Raw genomic sequence first — 16200 nt, 5'->3', positions numbered from 1 at the left:
GGAATTGTCAGACAGGCACTGGAGCCGGGGCGCCCAGCCTGTCCGGCGTTCGTGGCCTATTCGGCGTTCTTGGCCTGCTGAGCCGCGACGGACTTGCGCACCTCTTCCATGTCCAGTTTCCGGGCCTGCCCGATGACGTCGTCCAGGGCGGCCGCGGGCAGCGAGCCGGGCTGGGCGAAGATCGCGACCTGGTCGCGGACGATCATCAGGGTCGGGATCGACTGGATGTCGAAGGCCGCAGCCAGCTCCGGCTGGGCCTCCGTGTCCACCTTGGCGAAGACCAGGTCCGGGTTGGCCTCGGCGGCCTTCTCGTAGACCGGGGCGAACTGACGGCACGGCCCGCACCAGGACGCCCAGAAGTCGATCAGGACGAACTCGTTGTCCGTGACCGTCTGGTCGAAGTTCTCCTTGGTGAGCTCAACGGTGCTGCTCATTCCATTTCCCTCTTCCTCGCGTCCGGGTCATGCCGGTCAGCACAACGCCTCCCACCGGGGGCCTATTCCGGGCCCGTACCCGTGTGGCCACGGCGCACACCAGCAACCAGACTGGCCCCATGACGGAAACGGAATCCATCGCCTACGACGTCGTGGTGCTCGGTGCCGGACCCGTGGGGGAGAACGTCGCCGACCGTGCTCGCGCCGCCGGCCTCTCCACCGCGGTCGTGGAGAGCGAACTGGCCGGCGGCGAGTGCTCGTACTGGGCGTGCATGCCCAGCAAGGCCCTCCTCCGCCCGGTGATCGCCCGCGCCGACGCCCGCCGCGTACCCGGCCTCGCCGCCGCCGTACAAGGCCCACTCGACGCCTCCGCGGTGCTCGCGCGCCGCGACTACTTCACCTCGAACTGGAAGGACGACGGCCAGCTCGCCTGGCTGGACGGCATCGGAGCCGACTTCTACCGCGGACACGGCCGGCTCGCCGGACCGCGCACCGTGACGGTCGACGGGCCCGACGGAGAGCGCCGTGTGCTGACCGCCCGGCGAGCGGTGGCCGTCTGCACCGGCACCCGCGCCCAGCTCCCCGACCTGCCCGGCCTCGCCCAGGTCAAGCCCTGGACGAGCCGCGAGGCAACCAGCGCCCACGCCGTGCCCGGACGGCTGATCGTGGTGGGCGGTGGTGTCGTCGCCGCCGAGATGGCCACGGCCTGGCAGGCGCTCGGCTCGCAGGTCACCCTCCTGGTCCGCGGCAAGGGCCTGCTGCCCCGTATGGAGCCCTTCGCCGGGGAGCTGGTCGCCGAGGCGCTGACCGAGGCGGGCGCGGACGTGCGCACCGGCACCTCGGTGACCGCCGTCTCGCGCGAGGGCTCCACGGTGGTGGCCCTCACGGACACCGGTGACCGCGTCGAGGCCGACGAGATCCTGTTCGCGACCGGCCGCGCGCCTCGAACGGATGACCTAGGCCTGGAGACGGTCGGCCTGGAGCCGGGCAAGTGGATCGAGGTCGACGACAGTCTTCGGGTCATCGGCAGCGAATGGCTGTACGCGGTCGGCGACGTCAACCACCGCGCGCTGCTCACCCACCAGGGCAAGTACCAGGCCCGGATCGCCGGTGCCGCCATCGCCGCCCGTGCCGCGGGAGTACCGCTGCTGGAGACGGACGCCTGGGGCGCGCACTCCGCGACCGCCGACCACGCGGCCGTACCGCAGTGCGTCTTCACCGACCCGGAGGCGGCGGCCGTGGGCCTCTCCCTCGCGGAGGCCGAGCAGGCCGGTCACCGGGTCCGGTCCGTGGACGTCGACATGGCCTCGGTGGCCGGCGCGGGTCTGTACGCGGACGGCTACCGGGGCAAGGCCCGCATGGTCGTCGACCTCGACCGCGAGATCGTCCTCGGCCTCACCATGGTCGGGCCCGGCGTCGGCGAACTGATCCACTCCGCGACCGTCGCCGTAGTCGGCCAGGTGCCCGTCGACCGCCTGTGGCACGCGGTCCCGTCCTACCCGACGGTCAGCGAGGTGTGGCTGAGGCTCCTGGAGGCGTACCGGGACGCGTGAGCCGGGGGCGGCACACCGAGGGCGACGAGGGCCGACTGCCCGGGGACGCGCGCCGGGCGACGAGGACCGGGTGACGAGGACCGGGCGACGAGGGTCGGGCTGATCGGGGAGGAGCACCGGGCGTCGCGCCGCTTCGCGCGCCGCCCGGTGTGCCGCCGTACTCCCCGCTGTCAGTACAGTGACACCAGCTCCCGGTACTCCTCGCTCCAAAGATCCTCGTCGGCGTCCGGGAGCAGCAGCACCCGGTCGGGACGCAGGGCGTCGATGGCTCCCGCGTCGTGGGTGACCATGACCAGTGCGCCCGGATACGTGGCCACCGCCGCCAGGACCTCGGCGCGGGAGGCCGGATCCAGGTTGTTGGTGGGCTCGTCCAGGAGGAGCACGTTCGCGCCCGAGTGGACGAGACCCGCCAGGGCCAGCCTGGTCTTCTCGCCCCCGGAGAGGACCCCGACCCGCTTGTCGGCGTCGTCGCCCGTGAAGAGGAACGAGCCGAGCACCCCCCGCACCTCGCCGTCGCCGAGATGCGGCGCGGCCGCGGCCAGATGGTCGCGGACCGTTCCGGCGGGGTCGAGCGTGTCGTGTTCCTGCGCGAAGTAGCCGACGCGCAGCCCGTGCCCGCGCACCACGCGCCCACCGTCCGGCTCGTCGTGACCGGCGAGCAGCCGCAGCAGCGTGGTCTTGCCCGAGCCGTTCGGGCCGAGGATCACCAGACGGCTGCCCCGGTCGACGGCGAGGTCGACGCCCCCGAGGACGCGCAGATCGCCGTACGACTTGGCCAGCGCCACCGCGCCGAGCGGCATCCGTCCGCACGGGGCCGGTTCGGGCAGCCGGATCCGGGCCACCTTGTCCGTCTTCCGGACCGGATCGAGACCGGCGAGCAGACGGTCGGCGCGGCGGTCCATGTTCCTGGCGGCCACGGCCGTGGCCACGTGCGAGCGCATCCTGTCGGCCTGAGCGTGCAGCGATGCCGCCTTCCGCTCGGCGTTCGCCCGCTCCCGGGCCCGCCGTCGCTCGTCGGCGTCGCGCTGGGCGAGGTAGGCGGCCCAGCCCGTGTTGTGGACGTCGAGCGTGGCGCGGTGCGGGTCCAGATGGAAGACGCGGTTGACCACGTCGGCCAGCAGGGAGGTGTCGTGGCTGATGAGGACGAGCCCCGCCTGACGGGTTGCCAGGAACCCGCGCAGCCAGGCGATCGAGTCGGCGTCCAGATGGTTCGTCGGCTCGTCGAGGAGCAGGACGCCGTCGTCCGCGAACAGGATGCGGGCCAGTTCGACGCGTCGCCGCTGTCCGCCGGACAGGGTGCCGATCGGCTGGTCCAGCACCCGGGCCGGCAGACCGAGACCCGCTGCGACCCGGGCCGCCTCGGCCTCGGCCGCGTACCCGCCGCGCGCCTGGAACTCGGCCTCGGCACGCGCGTAGGCGTTCATCGCACGTTCGGATCCGTCGGCCATCGCGGTCTCGGCCGCCCGCAGGGCCCGTACGGCACGGTCGAGGCCGCGGGCCGACAGGATCCGGGCGGTGACCGTGACCGCGGGGTCCGCCGCGGCCGGGTCCTGGGCGAGGTGACCGACCGTTCCGGTACGGGACACGGAACCGGCGGCGGGGCGCAGGAGCCCCGCGAGCGTGCTCAGAAGGGTGGTCTTGCCCGCGCCGTTGCGGCCGACCAGGCCGACGCGGTCGCCGGGGGAGATGGTGAAGGAGATGCCGGACAGCAACAGACGGGCGCCGACGCGCACGTCGACACCGCGAACGGTGATCATGGGAAAACGCTCCAGAAGTCAATCGGCTCGAGGACACACGTGTGGCGTGGAAGCGGGTCCTGGAGCTAAGAGACGCGGGGCGTAGACATACCGGCAGGCTAACGGAGGCGGGGGCGGGGCGCCCGGGAATTACCGGCCGGAGTGACCGGCTGGGGAGGCTCGACGGGTCGGGCGTCAGGCCGGGTGCCGGGTCGAGTGCCGAGTCGGCGGCCGTGCCGGCCGCCGGTTCCGAGGCCAGGTGACTGGTGCGGGTGCCGGTGCGGTGTCGGTGCAGGTGCCGGGTGCCGAGGCTGGGTGCCGGTGCCGGTGCCGGTGCCTGGTGCGGGTGCGCGGGTGCCGAGGCCGGGTGTCAGCTCGGGAGGTCGAAGCCCAGGACCTTGGCCGCCTGCTCCGGCGTCGGCTGGGACCACAGTTCCGCTGTCGCCTGGTTCGAGGACAGCGAGCGCAGTTCCGCGTGGTCGAGGTAGAGCACGCCGTCCAGGTGGTCCGTCTCGTGCTGGACGATGCGCGCCGGCCAGCCGCTGAAGACCTCCTCGACCGCCTGCCCGTGCTCGTCGAGCGCCGTCAGCCGTACGTCGGTGTGCCGGGCCACCACGGCCTGCCAGCCCGGAACGCTCAGGCAGCCCTCGAAGAACGCCGCCCGCCCCGGACCGATCCCCTCGTACGACGGATTGACCAGCACACGGAAGGGCTGCGGCACCCGCCCGCGTACGAGGCGTACCTCGTCCGAGACCGGCGCCGGGTCCTCGATGACGGCGATGCGCAGCGGCACCCCGACCTGCGGCGCGGCGAGACCGACGCCCGGTGCCGCGTGCATCGTGGCGCGCAGGGCGGCGACGAACCGGGCCAGCAGCACCGCGTCCAGCTGCCCGTCGAACGGCTCCGTGCCCCGGCGCAGCACGGGATCACCGGCCGCGACGATCGGCAACGGACCCTCGTGGACGAGGAGTTCTTCGACCATGTCGCTCAGGGTGATGCGCGGGCCGCTGCGGTCACGTTCTGATGCCATCGAGCCAGGATGCCAAGAGGACGCAAAGCGATCGAGGCGGCACGGGCGGAGTCCGGCGACTTTCCCTGTGTGGCACGGGTCACAGCGCGACGTCGTGTCGGCTCCGGGCTGCGCCCGTCAGACGCGCCGGCGTCGCCGCGGACGTCGCGTCAGGGGTCGAACCGGGCCCGTGGGGAGGGATCGCGGACACCGCCGCGTCCTCGAACAGGGCATCCGCCTCGACTCCGTGGCGGACACCCTGCCCCCGGGGCGATCCCGAGACAGCCGGGGTCGATCCCGAGACCGCCGGGGTCGATCCCGGGATCATCGGGCCCGACCCCGGACTCACCTGGGGCGGCTCAGGTCAGGCTTCCTCGAACTCGCCCCCGAGCGCCGACGCGATCCGCAGGTGTGACGCCGCCTCGTCGGGGCGGCCGAGGCGCTGGAGTGTGCGGCCCAGCATCAGCCGGGCGTAGTGCTCGACCGGGTCGAGCTCCACGAGTGTGCGCAACTCCGTCTCGGCGCGGCGCAGTTGGGCCGAGTGGTAGTAGGAGCGTGCCAGCAGCAGCCGGGGCCCGGTCTGCTCCGGCACCTCCTCGACCAGTCCGCCCAGCACGCGGGCCGCCGCCGAGTAGTCCTTGGCCTCGAAGAACATCCGCGCCCGCTCCCAGCGCTCCGCGGCCGTCCCGTGGTCGTAGTACGTCGTGTTCACTGCCGACCTCCTTCGACGGGCCAGAACCACGACGATTGGTTGAATATTCCACGACCTTCCACGACCTTCCGCGGCTGTGAGCGGTCGAGGTGTCCGAGATGCCTGAGTGCGGCTCTGGAGGTCCCGGCGGTCCTCCGGCCGGCTACGCGCCCGCGAGTTCCGCGTTGGCGCGCTCCGTCACGAGGGCCAGCACGCGCCCCGCGGTGGCCAGGTCCTCGGCCGGGATCCCCGCGTACACCCGAGCCGCGATGTCGTCACCCGCGGTGCGGATCGACTCGAACAGTTCACGGCCGGCGTCCGTGAGGGACACCTGGTGGGGCGTCGGCTCCTCCAGGAGCTTCAGCGCCGTCATCTCCTCGACGGCCCGCCGGGCCGCCGACTCCTCGATCTTCAGTCCGTCGGACAGCCGGCCCACGACCCGCGCCCGCTCGGCGGTCCCGCCGTCGTCGGACACGGCCCGCAGAGCCACGGACTGCTCGAAGGTGGTGCCGCTGCGGGCCAGTACCCGCTCCAGGGCGGCGCGGCTCGCGTAGTGGGCGAGCCCGATGGCCCGGCCGTTGACAGGCGGAACAGAGGTGGTCATGACTACTCCTCGGGTGAAACCACTTCGGAAGGTGGTGAAGCCTCGCCGGAACGCGGCTCGGCTGCGGTGCGCGGATCGAGCGGTACGTCGAGCAGGGTGGCCAGTTCGCGACTGAACGCCCGTGTGCGTTCGCCGCCGAGGCCGCCCAGCGGTTCGAGAAGCTGCTCCAGCAGGCCCTGGACCACGGTGATGGCGCGCAGGGTGACCGCGCGCCCGTCCTCGGTGAGGGACAGCCGCACCGCGCGGGGGTCCGCCGGGTCCCGGGTGCGGTCGAGAAGTCCGGCCGCCTCCAGGGAACGGGCCAGCTTCGAGACGTAGAGCGGTTCGAGTCCGGTGTGGTCGGCGAGCCGGCGCTGACTGGGCTGCTCTCCGGCCCTGTGCATGCTGTACAGCGACGCCATCAGCGAGTACTGCGCGTGCGTCAGGCCCAGCGGGCCCACCGCCCGGTCCACCGCGACGCGCCATTTCATCGACAGGCGCCAGACGAGGAATCCGGGTGTCGCGTTCTCGGAAACCGACTTCGCTGAACTCATGCAAGAAACAGTACATGGCTATTATGTCCATGGCTACTATTTCCGCGAAGCTCGGCTTCGGTCCTGCCGCATGCCGGTGTGCCCGGTCGATCGTGGAGTTGATCGAGGCGGTCCGTTCCCCCCGGCTTGCGGCCGACTCACCTCGACCTGCCGCACGATCAATGATCAGAGTGCTCGCTGCCGGACTCGCACGCCGGGTCCGCCGCGAACCGGCTCAGCCGGTGGGTGGTCGGCTGGACCAGGCGGCCGCACAGGGTGTCGATCCGGATCATCGACAGGTCGATTCGCGCCTCCCGGAGGCTGCGCAGGTACGCGCGCAGCTCCGCCTGGTCCCGAGTCTCGAAGATCACTTCCCACCGTCCCGCATCAGGTGCGGTACGAGCAGCGAGCCGTTGCCTCTCGGCGTCCTGTCGCCGCTTCCTCTTCCGCTGTCCTGGCACCGGCCCAGAATCACTGGTCGGCTTCGGAGCGGCAAGGCAATTGAACCGAGGGCGCGTCCCCGCTCAGTGATCATTTGGCATACAAACTCCAGGCCGAGGCGTTGGTCTCGCCTTCGATCCCGGCTTCGGTCCCGGTCTCGGTCTCGGCTTCGATCTCGGCTTCGTCCTCGAACGGCCCCGGTCGAGGCGTGTCGAGGCGTGTCGGGTCTACGGGCCCGGGGCCCGGGGTCCCGGGCCGCCGCGCCGGTTCTGAGTCAAGTGCCCCCCAATGTGCGGATCGATGGACTGACGAGAGGCGTCCGGCGGGGCTAGGTTGTGGGGCATGAGCAATCTTGATCGGGAGGCGGTTCCCGCCCTCTGCGGTGGCCGCGGGTTCGTGGTGGCCGAGCCGGTGCGCGAACTCCTCAGCCCCCGCCGGGTCAAGCTCGGCGAGGCGACCGAGGTCCGCCGTCTGCTGCCCAACCTGGGCCGGCGCATGGTCGGCGCCTGGTGCTTCGTCGATCACTACGGGCCCGACGACATCGCCGGCGAGCCCGGCATGCAGGTCCCGCCGCACCCCCACATGGGCCTCCAGACCGTCAGCTGGCTGCACGAGGGCGAGGTGCTGCACCGCGACTCCACGGGCAGCCTCCAGACGATCCGCCCGCGCGAACTCGGCCTCATGACCTCGGGCCGCGCCATCAGTCACTCCGAGGAGAGCCCGCGCGCGCACTCCCGCCTGCTGCACGGCGCGCAGCTCTGGGTCGCGCTGCCGGACAACCACCGGCACACCGAGCCGCACTTCGAACACCACGCCGAACTGCCCGTCGTCACCGCCCCCGGCCTGCGGGCCACGCTCCTGCTGGGCACGCTCGACGGCGCGGCCTCGCCCGGCACGACGTACACACCGATCGTCGGCGCCGATCTGGCCCTGACGGGCGGCGCGGACGTTCGCCTGCCGCTGGAGCCCGACTTCGAGTACGCCGTGCTCGCCATGTCCGGAGAGGCAGAGATCGACGGCGTACCCGTGCTCCCCGGCTCCATGCTCTACCTCGGCTGCGGCCGCACCGAACTCCCGCTGCGCGCCACGACCGACGCGGGTCTCATGCTGCTGGGCGGTGAGCCGTTCGAGGAGGAGCTGATCATGTGGTGGAACTTCATCGGGCGGTCCAATGAGGACATCGCCCAGGCCCGTTCGGACTGGATGAAGGGCTCCCGATTCGGTGAGGTGGTGGGGTACGACGGGGCACCACTGACCGCTCCCGAACTCCCGCCTGTCCCGCTGAAACCGCGCGGGAGGGTGCGCTGACCTGGGGTTCCAGCTCTAGTGCACGCCTCTCGCGGGACGCGGTTGTCCCCGCTCGGCACCCGGTGTTCCCGAGGGGCGATCGCTCCTCGGGAACGCATCGACGGACAAAGCCGCGCTCTCATGTCTGGACATCTGCAGACGGATTTAGTCAGCCTAATACTGCCCCAGTGCTGGCTTTCCTGACGGAACGTCAGCACTATTGCGTTGCTGTCACAGCTGTTGGAGCACCCGCCCCGGAGCTGGCGCTCGCGTGTTGGCCAGGCCGATGCTGACCTTGGTGCCTTGCGCTGGGGCAAGGCACGACCACGTGCCTGGGCAGCGATGCTGAGGAGAGGTCCGTGACGAGGGGGCTTTGTGGGAATCCGCCAATGCCCCGGCGTGCTGCTGCTGCCCTACTCACCCCTTGGGCGGACCGCCATGGGGAGAGTGCAGTTGTAGCGACGGGTCCCGGAAGCGGCTTGTCGGCAAGTCGGGCTCTGCTTCAGAACGGGTGAGTGGCAGTCAGCAGATTCTTCGTCTGCTGGTGGTACACGGGTGTGCTGCCTGCTGACCTGCGCAGATGGCGTACGCCAGAGGTTCTGCGCGGTGCTTTGGCCCGCGACTGGTCCGGATCTTGGATTGAGAGAGGAGGCAGGATGGTCTCCAGCCGGAGATGAGGCAGACGGTCCCGGCGTGCGGTGCCTCGGCCGTCATCAACGGCCTTAGCTGATTAGCTGGTTCGGGATCGGAGTGCAGCGAGATGAACAGGCCGGACACGAGGGGGCCGTCTTTGCTGCGGATTTGGTCGGCGACCATGTCGAACCATTGACCGTCGTCGACCTGAGTCGGGCCGACCTTCAGGGCCGCCTGCGCAGCGGGATGCTCCTCGTGCGCCCGGATCGGCACGTTGCATGGGCCGCCGACGCGGTACCCACTGATCCGGGGAGCGTTCTGGACCGCGTCAGAAGTGGGCCAGGGCCTGCCGGTTGCCGTCCTCTCCCAGCCGCGCGGCCATCGGTTCCACCGACTTGCGCCGCCCGTCCAGCAGCAGGCCGCGCAGGCAGACCCTTCCCCCCTGACGCTGATCCGCCCGCGAAAACGGCTCGAACTGACCAGGCGCCACCAGGACCTGTGTGGCGGATCGGGTCGCAGACGCGGGGTCTGGCACGCTCTCCCTCAAGCTCTTCGAGCAGGGGGTGCCCTCAGCGGCGTTGTCGTCACTCGCCGACTCCCCCACGCTCGACACAACCTCGCGCGGGGGACCCCCCCATGGCGTCGGCTCCCTCCTCCGCCTTGCGGCTGCACGCACCAGAACCCGCTCCCCTGGGTCTATGAGGCGCCGCAGCTTTCCTCCGACCTGATCCGCCGGACAGGCCCTGGCCGACTTGATCGGCGTCATCGGCCGGGGCGGAACCGCTGGCGCCGAATCGGCCTTCACTGTGGCTGCTTCGAAGGGTTCTGTTGCGGCACTTGGCCGTATGGCGGTCGCTGGGGGCACGCCGCCGGAGGGCGAGGAGATCCGCCGTGTCCCGACCGGCGACCCGGCATGGGCGTGATCCGCCACCTGGACGTGAGCTCCGGCCGCGCGGGCAGGTCGCGATCATGCGGGGCGCACCGGTGCCGATGAGGGGCAGGGGCACCCCTGTCCGGTCGGCGTTCTGTGTGTTCGGATCCTTGACCCCTGCCCGGCCCTCCATAATGCTGTGTTGCGGCAAGTGAGATACGTGCCGTAATAAGCAACATTTGAATCGGGTCTCGTACCAGCTGAGGAGTGGCCATGACTCACCGGGTCCGTGCTGTCGTCGCGCGGGGGAAGGGCGCCCCCGTCAGCCTGGAAACGATCATCGTGCCCGACCCCGGCCCGGGCGAGGCGCTGGTGAAGATCGAGGCCTGCGGGGTCTGTCACACCGATCTGCACTATCGCGAGGGTGGCATCAGCGACGACTTCCCGTTCCTGCTGGGCCACGAGGCCGCGGGTGTCGTGGAGTCGGTGGGAGAGGGCGTCACCGACGTCGCTCCGGGTGACTTCGTCATCCTCAACTGGCGTGCCGTGTGCGGGCAGTGCCGGGCCTGTCTGCGTGGACGGCCGCAGTACTGCTTCAACACCCACAACGCGAAGCAGAAGATGACCTTGACCGACGGCACCGAGCTGTCCCCGGCCCTGGGTATCGGCGCGTTCGCGGAGAAGACGCTGGTGGCGGTGGGGCAGTGCACCAAGGTCGACCGGGCGGCATCGGCGGCCGCCGCCGGACTGCTGGGCTGCGGAGTGATGGCGGGCATCGGCGCGGCCATCAACACCGGCAACGTCGGACGCGGTGACAGCGTGGCGGTCATCGGCTGCGGTGGTGTGGGGGACGCGGCGATCGCCGGTGCCCGGCTCGCCGGGGCGGCCACCGTCATCGCGGTCGATATCGATGACCGGAAACTCGAGACTGCGAAGAAGATCGGCGCGACCCACACCGTCAACTCCAAGCAGGGCGATCCGGTGGAGGCCATCCGCGAGCTGACCGGCGGCTTCGGCGCGGACGTCGTCATCGAGGCGGTCGGCCGCCCGGAGACGTACAAGCAGGCCTTCTACGCCCGCGACCTGGCCGGCACTGTTGTCCTCGTCGGCGTACCGACCCCGGAGATGAAGCTCGAACTGCCGCTGCTGGACGTCTTCGGCCGGGGCGGCGCGCTGAAGTCCTCCTGGTACGGCGACTGCCTGCCCTCCCGTGACTTCCCGATGCTCATCGATCTCTACCTGCAGGGCCGACTGGATCTGGACGCCTTCGTCACGGAGACCATCGCACTGGACGACGTCGAGAAGGCCTTCGAGCGGATGCACGGCGGCGACGTACTGCGCTCGGTGGTGGTCTTCTGATGGCCGGCATGGCGGGTGCGCGCATCGAACGCCTCGTCACCTCGGGGACGTTCTCCCTGGACGGTGGCACCTGGGAGACAACAATGTCTGGATCATCGGTGACGACACCGAGGCCGTCGTCATCGACGCCGCGCACGACGCCGAGGTGATTGCCGAAGCCCTCGGCGGACGCACGCTGCGGGCCATCGTGTGCACTCACGCCCACAACGACCACATCGACGCAGCCCCCGAACTCGCCGACCGTACCGGAGCTCCGATCCTGCTCCACAGCGACGACCTGCCGCTGTGGAAGCAGACCCACCCGGAGCGGTCACCCGACGGCGAACTGGCCGACGGGCAGGTCGTCACGGTGGCGGGTGTCGAGCTGACCGTGCTGCACACTCCCGGCCACGCCCCCGGCGCGGTGTGCCTGTACGCGCCGGGCCTGCAGGCACTCTTCAGCGGTGACACGCTCTTCGCGGGCGGACCGGGGGCGACGGGAAGGTCGTACAGCCATTTCGGCACGATCGTCGAATCGATCCGGGACCGGCTGCTGACCCTGCCGGGCGACACGGTCGTGCACACCGGGCACGGGGAGACGACCACCATCGCCGCCGAGGCCCCGCGTCTTCAGGAATGGATCGACCGCGGATTCTGACCGCTGCCGACCGCGCGGCGGCGGCCTCGTCTCGACATTCGAAGACGCTCAGCACTTGTTGACGTCTCAGCACTCGATGACGTTGACCGCGAGTCCTCCGCGAGAGGTCTCCTTGTCCTTGGCCTTCATGTCGGCACCGGTCTCGCGCATCGTGTTGATGACCTTGTCGAGTGAGACCACATGGGTGCCGTCGCCGCGCAGCGCCATTCGTGCCGCATTGATCGCCTTGACGGATGCGAGGGCGTTCCGCTCGATGCAGGGGATCTGGACCAGGCCTCCGACCGGGTCGCAGGTCAGCCCGAGATTGTGCTCCATGCCGATCTCCGCGGCGTTCTCGACCTGCTCCGGCGTGCCGCCGAGCGCCTCGGCGAGACCGGCGGCGGCCATGGAGCAGGCGGATCCGACCTCGCCCTGGCAGCCCACCTCGGCCCCGGAGATCGACGCGTTCTCCTTGAACAGCGCCCCGACCGCGCCAGCGGCGAGCAGAAAGCGGACGACTCCGTCCTCGTCGGCCCCGGGAACGAAGCGCGTGTAGTAGTGCAGTACCGCGGGCACGATCCCGGCCGCACCGTTGGTGGGCGCGGTGACCACGCGACCGCCCGAGGCGTTCTCCTCGTTGACGGCCAGCGCGAAGAGGTTGACCCAGTCCATGATGTGCAGCGGATCCACATCCTCGGAGTCCTCGGCGAGGCTGCGCAGCAGCTGCGGGGCACGGCGGGGCACCTGCAGCCGCCCGGGCAGGGTGGTCTCGGTCCGTGAACAGCCGCGCTCCACGCACTCCTGCATCACCCTCCAGATCCGCAGCAGGCCGGCGCGCACGTCGCTCTCGCTCCGCCGGGACAGCTCGTTGGTGAGCATCACCCTGCTGATCGGCAGGCTGGTCTCGTAGGCGCGCAGCAGCAGTTCGGATGCCGAGCCGAAGCGGAGCGGTACCGGGGTGTCGTCGGGCATGATGCGGTCGGCACCCGTCGCGCTCCCGTCCACCACGAAGCCCCCGCCCACCGAGTAGTACGTGCGCGCCCTCACCTCGCGGTCATCGTGGTCCCGGGCCGTGAACACCATGCCGTTGGGGTGGAACGGCAGCGTGCGGCGACGGTGCAGTACCAGGTGCTCGCGCTCGCGGAACTCCACCTCCCGGCGGCCCAGCAGCCGCAACCGGCCGGCCTCGTGGATCCGGTGCACCCTTTTGTCCACGGTGTCGGTGTCGACGGTTTCCGGATCCTCGCCTTCGAGGCCGAGGAGTACGGCCGTGCCGCTGCCGTGGCCGTGACCGGTGGCGCCGAGCGATCCGAAGAGTTCTGCCCGGACCGAGGCGGTGTGGGGGAGCAGGTCGTCTTCGTGTAGCTCGGTGGCGAAGAGGCTGGCGGCCTTCATGGGCCCGACGGTGTGGGAACTCGACGGTCCGATGCCCACCTTGAACAGGTCGAAGACGCTGAGCGCCCGCCGGTTCCTTCTGCGGTGGGTTGCCTATGGCGCAAAGCGTTGCGTAAAAAGCAACATTGAACAAGGGGTCGGCCTGTCCTCTGGATGCCTTGACAAGGGTTTGGGGCCGCCCTCAAACTGACGTTGCGCTTACCGCAATCCGTTTCGCTATACGCACCGAGGTGTCATGATGATTCCCGCGTGCCTTCTCGTGGATCTGCCGCGAGGCGAGGCCTACCGGCTAGACATCGATCCGCCGGTTTCGGTGTTCCACACCGATGACGGCGAGGTCTTCGCCATCGATGACACCTGCACCCACCAGGACGCGTCGCTCGCCGACGGCTGGCTGGAGGGCTGCGAGGTGGAATGCCCGCTGCATGCTTCGAAGTTCGACCTCCGGACCGGAGCCGTCGACGCCCCGCCGGCCAAGCGTCCGGTCCGCACCCATGAGGTCCTCATCGAGGACGGCACGATCTACGTCCGGCCGTCCACGGAGGCACCCAACCTGCCGCCCTGTGTTGCGTCCCGGCTCGCCGGAGGTCCCGCGTGAGGACAGTGGCCGTGGTGGGTGCCTCGCTGGCCGGTCTGTCGGCGGCGCGCTCGTTGCGGAGACGGGGGTACGACGGGCGGCTGGTCGTCATCGGCGACGAACCGCACCGCCCGTACGACAGGCCGCCGCTGTCCAAGGAGTTCCTGGCCGGTGACATCGGCGAAGCCGATCTCGCGCTGGAGTCGGACGACGAGGACCTGCAGGCCGAGTGGCTGCTCGGCGCCCGCGCCGCCGGACTCGACAGCGCGGATCGCGCCGTGCGGCTCGCCGACGGCCGCGAGGTCCGGGCCGACGGCTTCGTCATCGCGACCGGCGCGGCCGCGCGGACGCTGCCCGGCACCGACGGCCTGGCCGGGGTGCACACATTGCGCACCCTGGACGACGCCCGCGCCCTGCGGGACGAACTGGCCCTGGGCGGGCGGCTGGTCGTGATCGGCGGCGGGTTCATCGGTGCCGAGGTCGCCTCCACCGCCTCCGCTCTCGGACTCGACGTGACGGTGGTCGAGGCGGCGCCGACGCCGCTCGCCGGACCGCTCGGCGAGACCATGGGCGGCATCGTCTCCGCCCTCCATGCGGACCACGGCGTACGGCTGTTGTGCGGCGTGGGGGTCAAGGGGCTGAGAGGGGAGAGCCGGGTCGACGCCGTCCTGCTCGAGGACGGCCGCAGTATCCCCGCCGACACCGTCGTCGTCGGTGTCGGCGCGCGTCCGTGCGTCGAGTGGCTGGAAGGATCCGGCGTCGCGCTCGACAACGGCGTCAAGTGCGGCGCGGACGGCCGCACCAGCCTCGCCGGTGTGGTCGCCGTCGGTGACTGCGCCTCCTGGTACGACCCCCACGCGGGGATCCACCGCCGTGTCGAGCACTGGACCGGTGCGCGCGAGCGGCCCGACGTGGCCGTGGCCACGCTGTTGTCGTGGGGTGCGGCGGAGCCGGGTGTGCCCCGGCCGCCGTACTTCTGGTCGGACCAGTACGGCGTGAAGATCCAGTTCGCCGGTCATTCAGCCGGTGCCGACAGTGTGACGGTCGAGGAAGGCGTCCCGGGCGACCGCAGCTTTCTGGCCGTCTACCGTCGTGCCGGGCATCCGGTCGCCGTGCTCGCGATGAACCAGCCGCGGCTTTTCATGCGTTGGCGCAAGCAGCTCACCGCCGCGACATCTTGACATCATCGATGCGGCATTTCATGCTCCTGTTGCGTATAGCACGCAGCGTTGCTCCATACAAAACGCCGTCCGGAGTCGCTCTTCCCGGCGCGTGAATGACCGATCCACGACGTTCTCCGAGGAGTGCACTGTGACCTCGACCAGCCTGCCGGACAGCCTGATCGCCACCCTGCCCGGCTCCTCCTACACGGATCCGGGGACCTTCGCCCAGGAGCAGGAGCGCATCTTCGAAACGATGTGGATCTGCGCCCTACGCTCCTCGGATCTGGCCAAACCCGGCGCCTTCCGGACCGTCGAGGTGGGCCGCGAGAGCATCCTGCTCACGCGCGCACGGGACAACTCCATACGCGCCTTCTTCAACGTCTGCCGCCACCGTGGAGCCAAGCTCTGCACCGAGGAGGCCGGCGAGGTCAAGCGCGCCTTCCAGTGCCCCTACCACGCCTGGACGTACGACCTGACGGGCAAACTCGTCGCCGCGCCCAACCTCACCAAGATGCCCGACGTCAGCCGCACGGAGTACGGCCTGGCGAGCGCGGCGACCCATGAATGGCTCGGCTATGTGTGGGTGTGCCTCGCGGAGAACCCGCCTCCCTTCGAGGACGTCGTGCAGGACGTCGTCGCACGCCTCGGCGACACCGAGTCGATCGAGCACTACGACATGGAGAACCTCGAGGTCGGCAAGCGGATCGTCTATGACGTCAAGGCGAACTGGAAGCTGATCGTCGAGAACTTCATGGAGTGCTACCACTGCGCCACGATCCACCCCGAACTCACCGAGGTACTCCCGGAGTTCGCCGACGGGTACGCCGCTCAGTACTACGTGGGTCACGGCGCGGAGTTCGGCGCCCAGGTCAAGGGCTTCACCATTGACGGCTCCGAGGGACTGGACCGCATTCCGGGGGTCTCCGAGGCGCAGGACCGCCGCTACTACGCGATCACCGTCAGGCCGCAGGTGTTCATCAACCTCGTCCCCGACCATGTGATCTTCCACCGGATGTACCCGGTCGCCGCGGACCGCACGATCGTCGAGTGCGACTGGCTCTACCTCAAGCACGTCGTCGAAAGCAGCAAGGATGTCAGCCGGTCGGTGGAGCTCTTCGACCGCGTCAACCGGCAGGACTTCGACGCGTGCGAGCGCTGTCAGCCCGCGATGAGCTCCCGGCTGTACGCCAAGGGCGGCGTACTGGTGCCCAGCGAGCACCACATCGGCGAGTTCCACGACTGGGTCCAGGAGCGTCTCGGGGCAGGGCAGTCGCAGTAGCAGCGGTTCTCGGCGGGTCTACGGCGGCGGCTGAAGGTGC

14 protein-coding genes and 3 pseudogenes are annotated in these 16200 nt (G+C 70.3%); 8 read left to right on the top strand and 9 right to left on the bottom strand.

Translation table 11 applies throughout. The features are described from left to right. Window positions 1–56: 56 nt before the first annotated feature. The gene (trxA, locus tag ABZV42_RS24020; protein WP_355984684.1) at window positions 57–434 is read right to left on the bottom strand and encodes a thioredoxin; all 378 of its coding nucleotides are present in this window, start codon (window positions 432–434) and stop codon (window positions 57–59) included. Window positions 435–553: 119 nt separating this feature from the next. Between trxA and ABZV42_RS24015 the strand changes: the two genes are divergently transcribed. Then, a complete protein-coding gene (locus tag ABZV42_RS24015; RefSeq protein WP_356053532.1) occupies window positions 554–1987 on the top strand; it encodes an NAD(P)/FAD-dependent oxidoreductase in 1434 nt (477 codons plus the stop codon). 170 nt (window positions 1988–2157) lie between these two features. On the opposite strand, the gene ABZV42_RS24010 is transcribed toward ABZV42_RS24015, so the two are convergent. From ABZV42_RS24010 to ABZV42_RS23985, 6 genes are all read right to left on the bottom strand, one after another. Beyond that, window positions 2158–3744: an ABC-F family ATP-binding cassette domain-containing protein gene (locus tag ABZV42_RS24010; RefSeq protein ID WP_355984682.1), complete on the bottom strand. Its 1587-nt coding sequence runs from the start codon at window positions 3742–3744 to the stop codon at window positions 2158–2160. A 349-nt stretch (window positions 3745–4093) separates the two neighbouring features. Beyond that, window positions 4094–4753: a peptide deformylase gene (locus ABZV42_RS24005; protein ID WP_355984680.1), complete on the bottom strand. Its 660-nt coding sequence runs from the start codon at window positions 4751–4753 to the stop codon at window positions 4094–4096. A gap of 343 nt (window positions 4754–5096) precedes the next feature. Next, on the bottom strand, window positions 5097–5444 hold the full coding sequence (locus ABZV42_RS24000; protein WP_355984679.1) for a tetratricopeptide repeat protein: 348 nt from the start codon (window positions 5442–5444) through the stop codon (window positions 5097–5099). 142 nt (window positions 5445–5586) lie between these two features. Further along, window positions 5587–6027 carry a MarR family winged helix-turn-helix transcriptional regulator gene (locus tag ABZV42_RS23995; protein ID WP_355984677.1) on the bottom strand — a complete coding sequence of 147 codons (441 nt, stop codon included), beginning with the start codon at window positions 6025–6027 and terminating at the stop codon, window positions 5587–5589. A 2-nt stretch (window positions 6028–6029) separates the two neighbouring features. Then, window positions 6030–6560: a MarR family transcriptional regulator gene (locus ABZV42_RS23990; protein ID WP_355984676.1), complete on the bottom strand. Its 531-nt coding sequence runs from the start codon at window positions 6558–6560 to the stop codon at window positions 6030–6032. A gap of 158 nt (window positions 6561–6718) precedes the next feature. Continuing rightward, window positions 6719–6910 (bottom strand): hypothetical protein, encoded by a 192-nt coding sequence (locus ABZV42_RS23985; RefSeq protein WP_355984675.1) that lies wholly within the window; start codon window positions 6908–6910, stop codon window positions 6719–6721. A 412-nt stretch (window positions 6911–7322) separates the two neighbouring features. Here ABZV42_RS23985 and ABZV42_RS23980 point away from each other — a divergent pair, with 412 nt between their 5' ends. Then, window positions 7323–8288, top strand: coding sequence for a pirin family protein (locus ABZV42_RS23980; protein ID WP_355984673.1), 966 nt, complete (start codon window positions 7323–7325; stop codon window positions 8286–8288). Between the two features lie 729 nt (window positions 8289–9017). Continuing rightward, window positions 9018–9203: pseudogene (locus ABZV42_RS23975) on the top strand (hypothetical protein); the annotation flags it as partial. A gap of 37 nt (window positions 9204–9240) precedes the next feature. On the opposite strand, the pseudogene ABZV42_RS23970 reads toward ABZV42_RS23975, so the two are convergent. Further along, a pseudogene (locus tag ABZV42_RS23970) lies at window positions 9241–9393 on the bottom strand (transposase); the annotation flags it as partial. A 651-nt stretch (window positions 9394–10044) separates the two neighbouring features. Here ABZV42_RS23970 and ABZV42_RS23965 point away from each other — a divergent pair. Then, window positions 10045–11130: an S-(hydroxymethyl)mycothiol dehydrogenase gene (locus ABZV42_RS23965; RefSeq protein WP_355984672.1), complete on the top strand. Its 1086-nt coding sequence runs from the start codon at window positions 10045–10047 to the stop codon at window positions 11128–11130. 8 nt (window positions 11131–11138) lie between these two features. Beyond that, window positions 11139–11767: pseudogene (locus ABZV42_RS23960) on the top strand (MBL fold metallo-hydrolase). Between the two features lie 66 nt (window positions 11768–11833). Here the strand turns inward: ABZV42_RS23960 and ABZV42_RS23955 are convergent. Continuing rightward, complete coding sequence (locus tag ABZV42_RS23955; protein ID WP_356053580.1) at window positions 11834–13189, bottom strand: L-serine ammonia-lyase; 1356 nt, start codon at window positions 13187–13189, stop codon at window positions 11834–11836. Window positions 13190–13376: 187 nt separating this feature from the next. Between ABZV42_RS23955 and ABZV42_RS23950 the strand changes: the two genes are divergently transcribed. The 3 genes from ABZV42_RS23950 (at window position 13377) to ABZV42_RS23940 (ending at window position 16160) form a co-directional block, all read left to right on the top strand. Then, on the top strand, window positions 13377–13739 hold the full coding sequence (locus tag ABZV42_RS23950; RefSeq protein WP_355984669.1) for a bifunctional 3-phenylpropionate/cinnamic acid dioxygenase ferredoxin subunit: 363 nt from the start codon (window positions 13377–13379) through the stop codon (window positions 13737–13739). Next, the gene (locus ABZV42_RS23945; RefSeq protein ID WP_356053530.1) at window positions 13736–14899 is read left to right on the top strand and encodes an FAD-dependent oxidoreductase; all 1164 of its coding nucleotides are present in this window, start codon (window positions 13736–13738) and stop codon (window positions 14897–14899) included. The genes ABZV42_RS23950 and ABZV42_RS23945 overlap by 4 nt, the downstream gene beginning before the upstream one ends. 130 nt (window positions 14900–15029) lie before the next feature. After that, complete coding sequence (locus ABZV42_RS23940; protein WP_356053528.1) at window positions 15030–16160, top strand: aromatic ring-hydroxylating dioxygenase subunit alpha; 1131 nt, start codon at window positions 15030–15032, stop codon at window positions 16158–16160. Window positions 16161–16200: the final 40 nt, after the last annotated feature.

Origin of the sequence: Streptomyces sp. NPDC005281, assembly GCF_040607495.1 — a bacterium.
Lineage (GTDB): Bacteria > Actinomycetota > Actinomycetes > Streptomycetales > Streptomycetaceae > Streptomyces.
The sequence above is the reverse complement of the archived record's forward strand: the minus strand, read 5'-3'. Positions and strand labels throughout refer to the sequence as shown.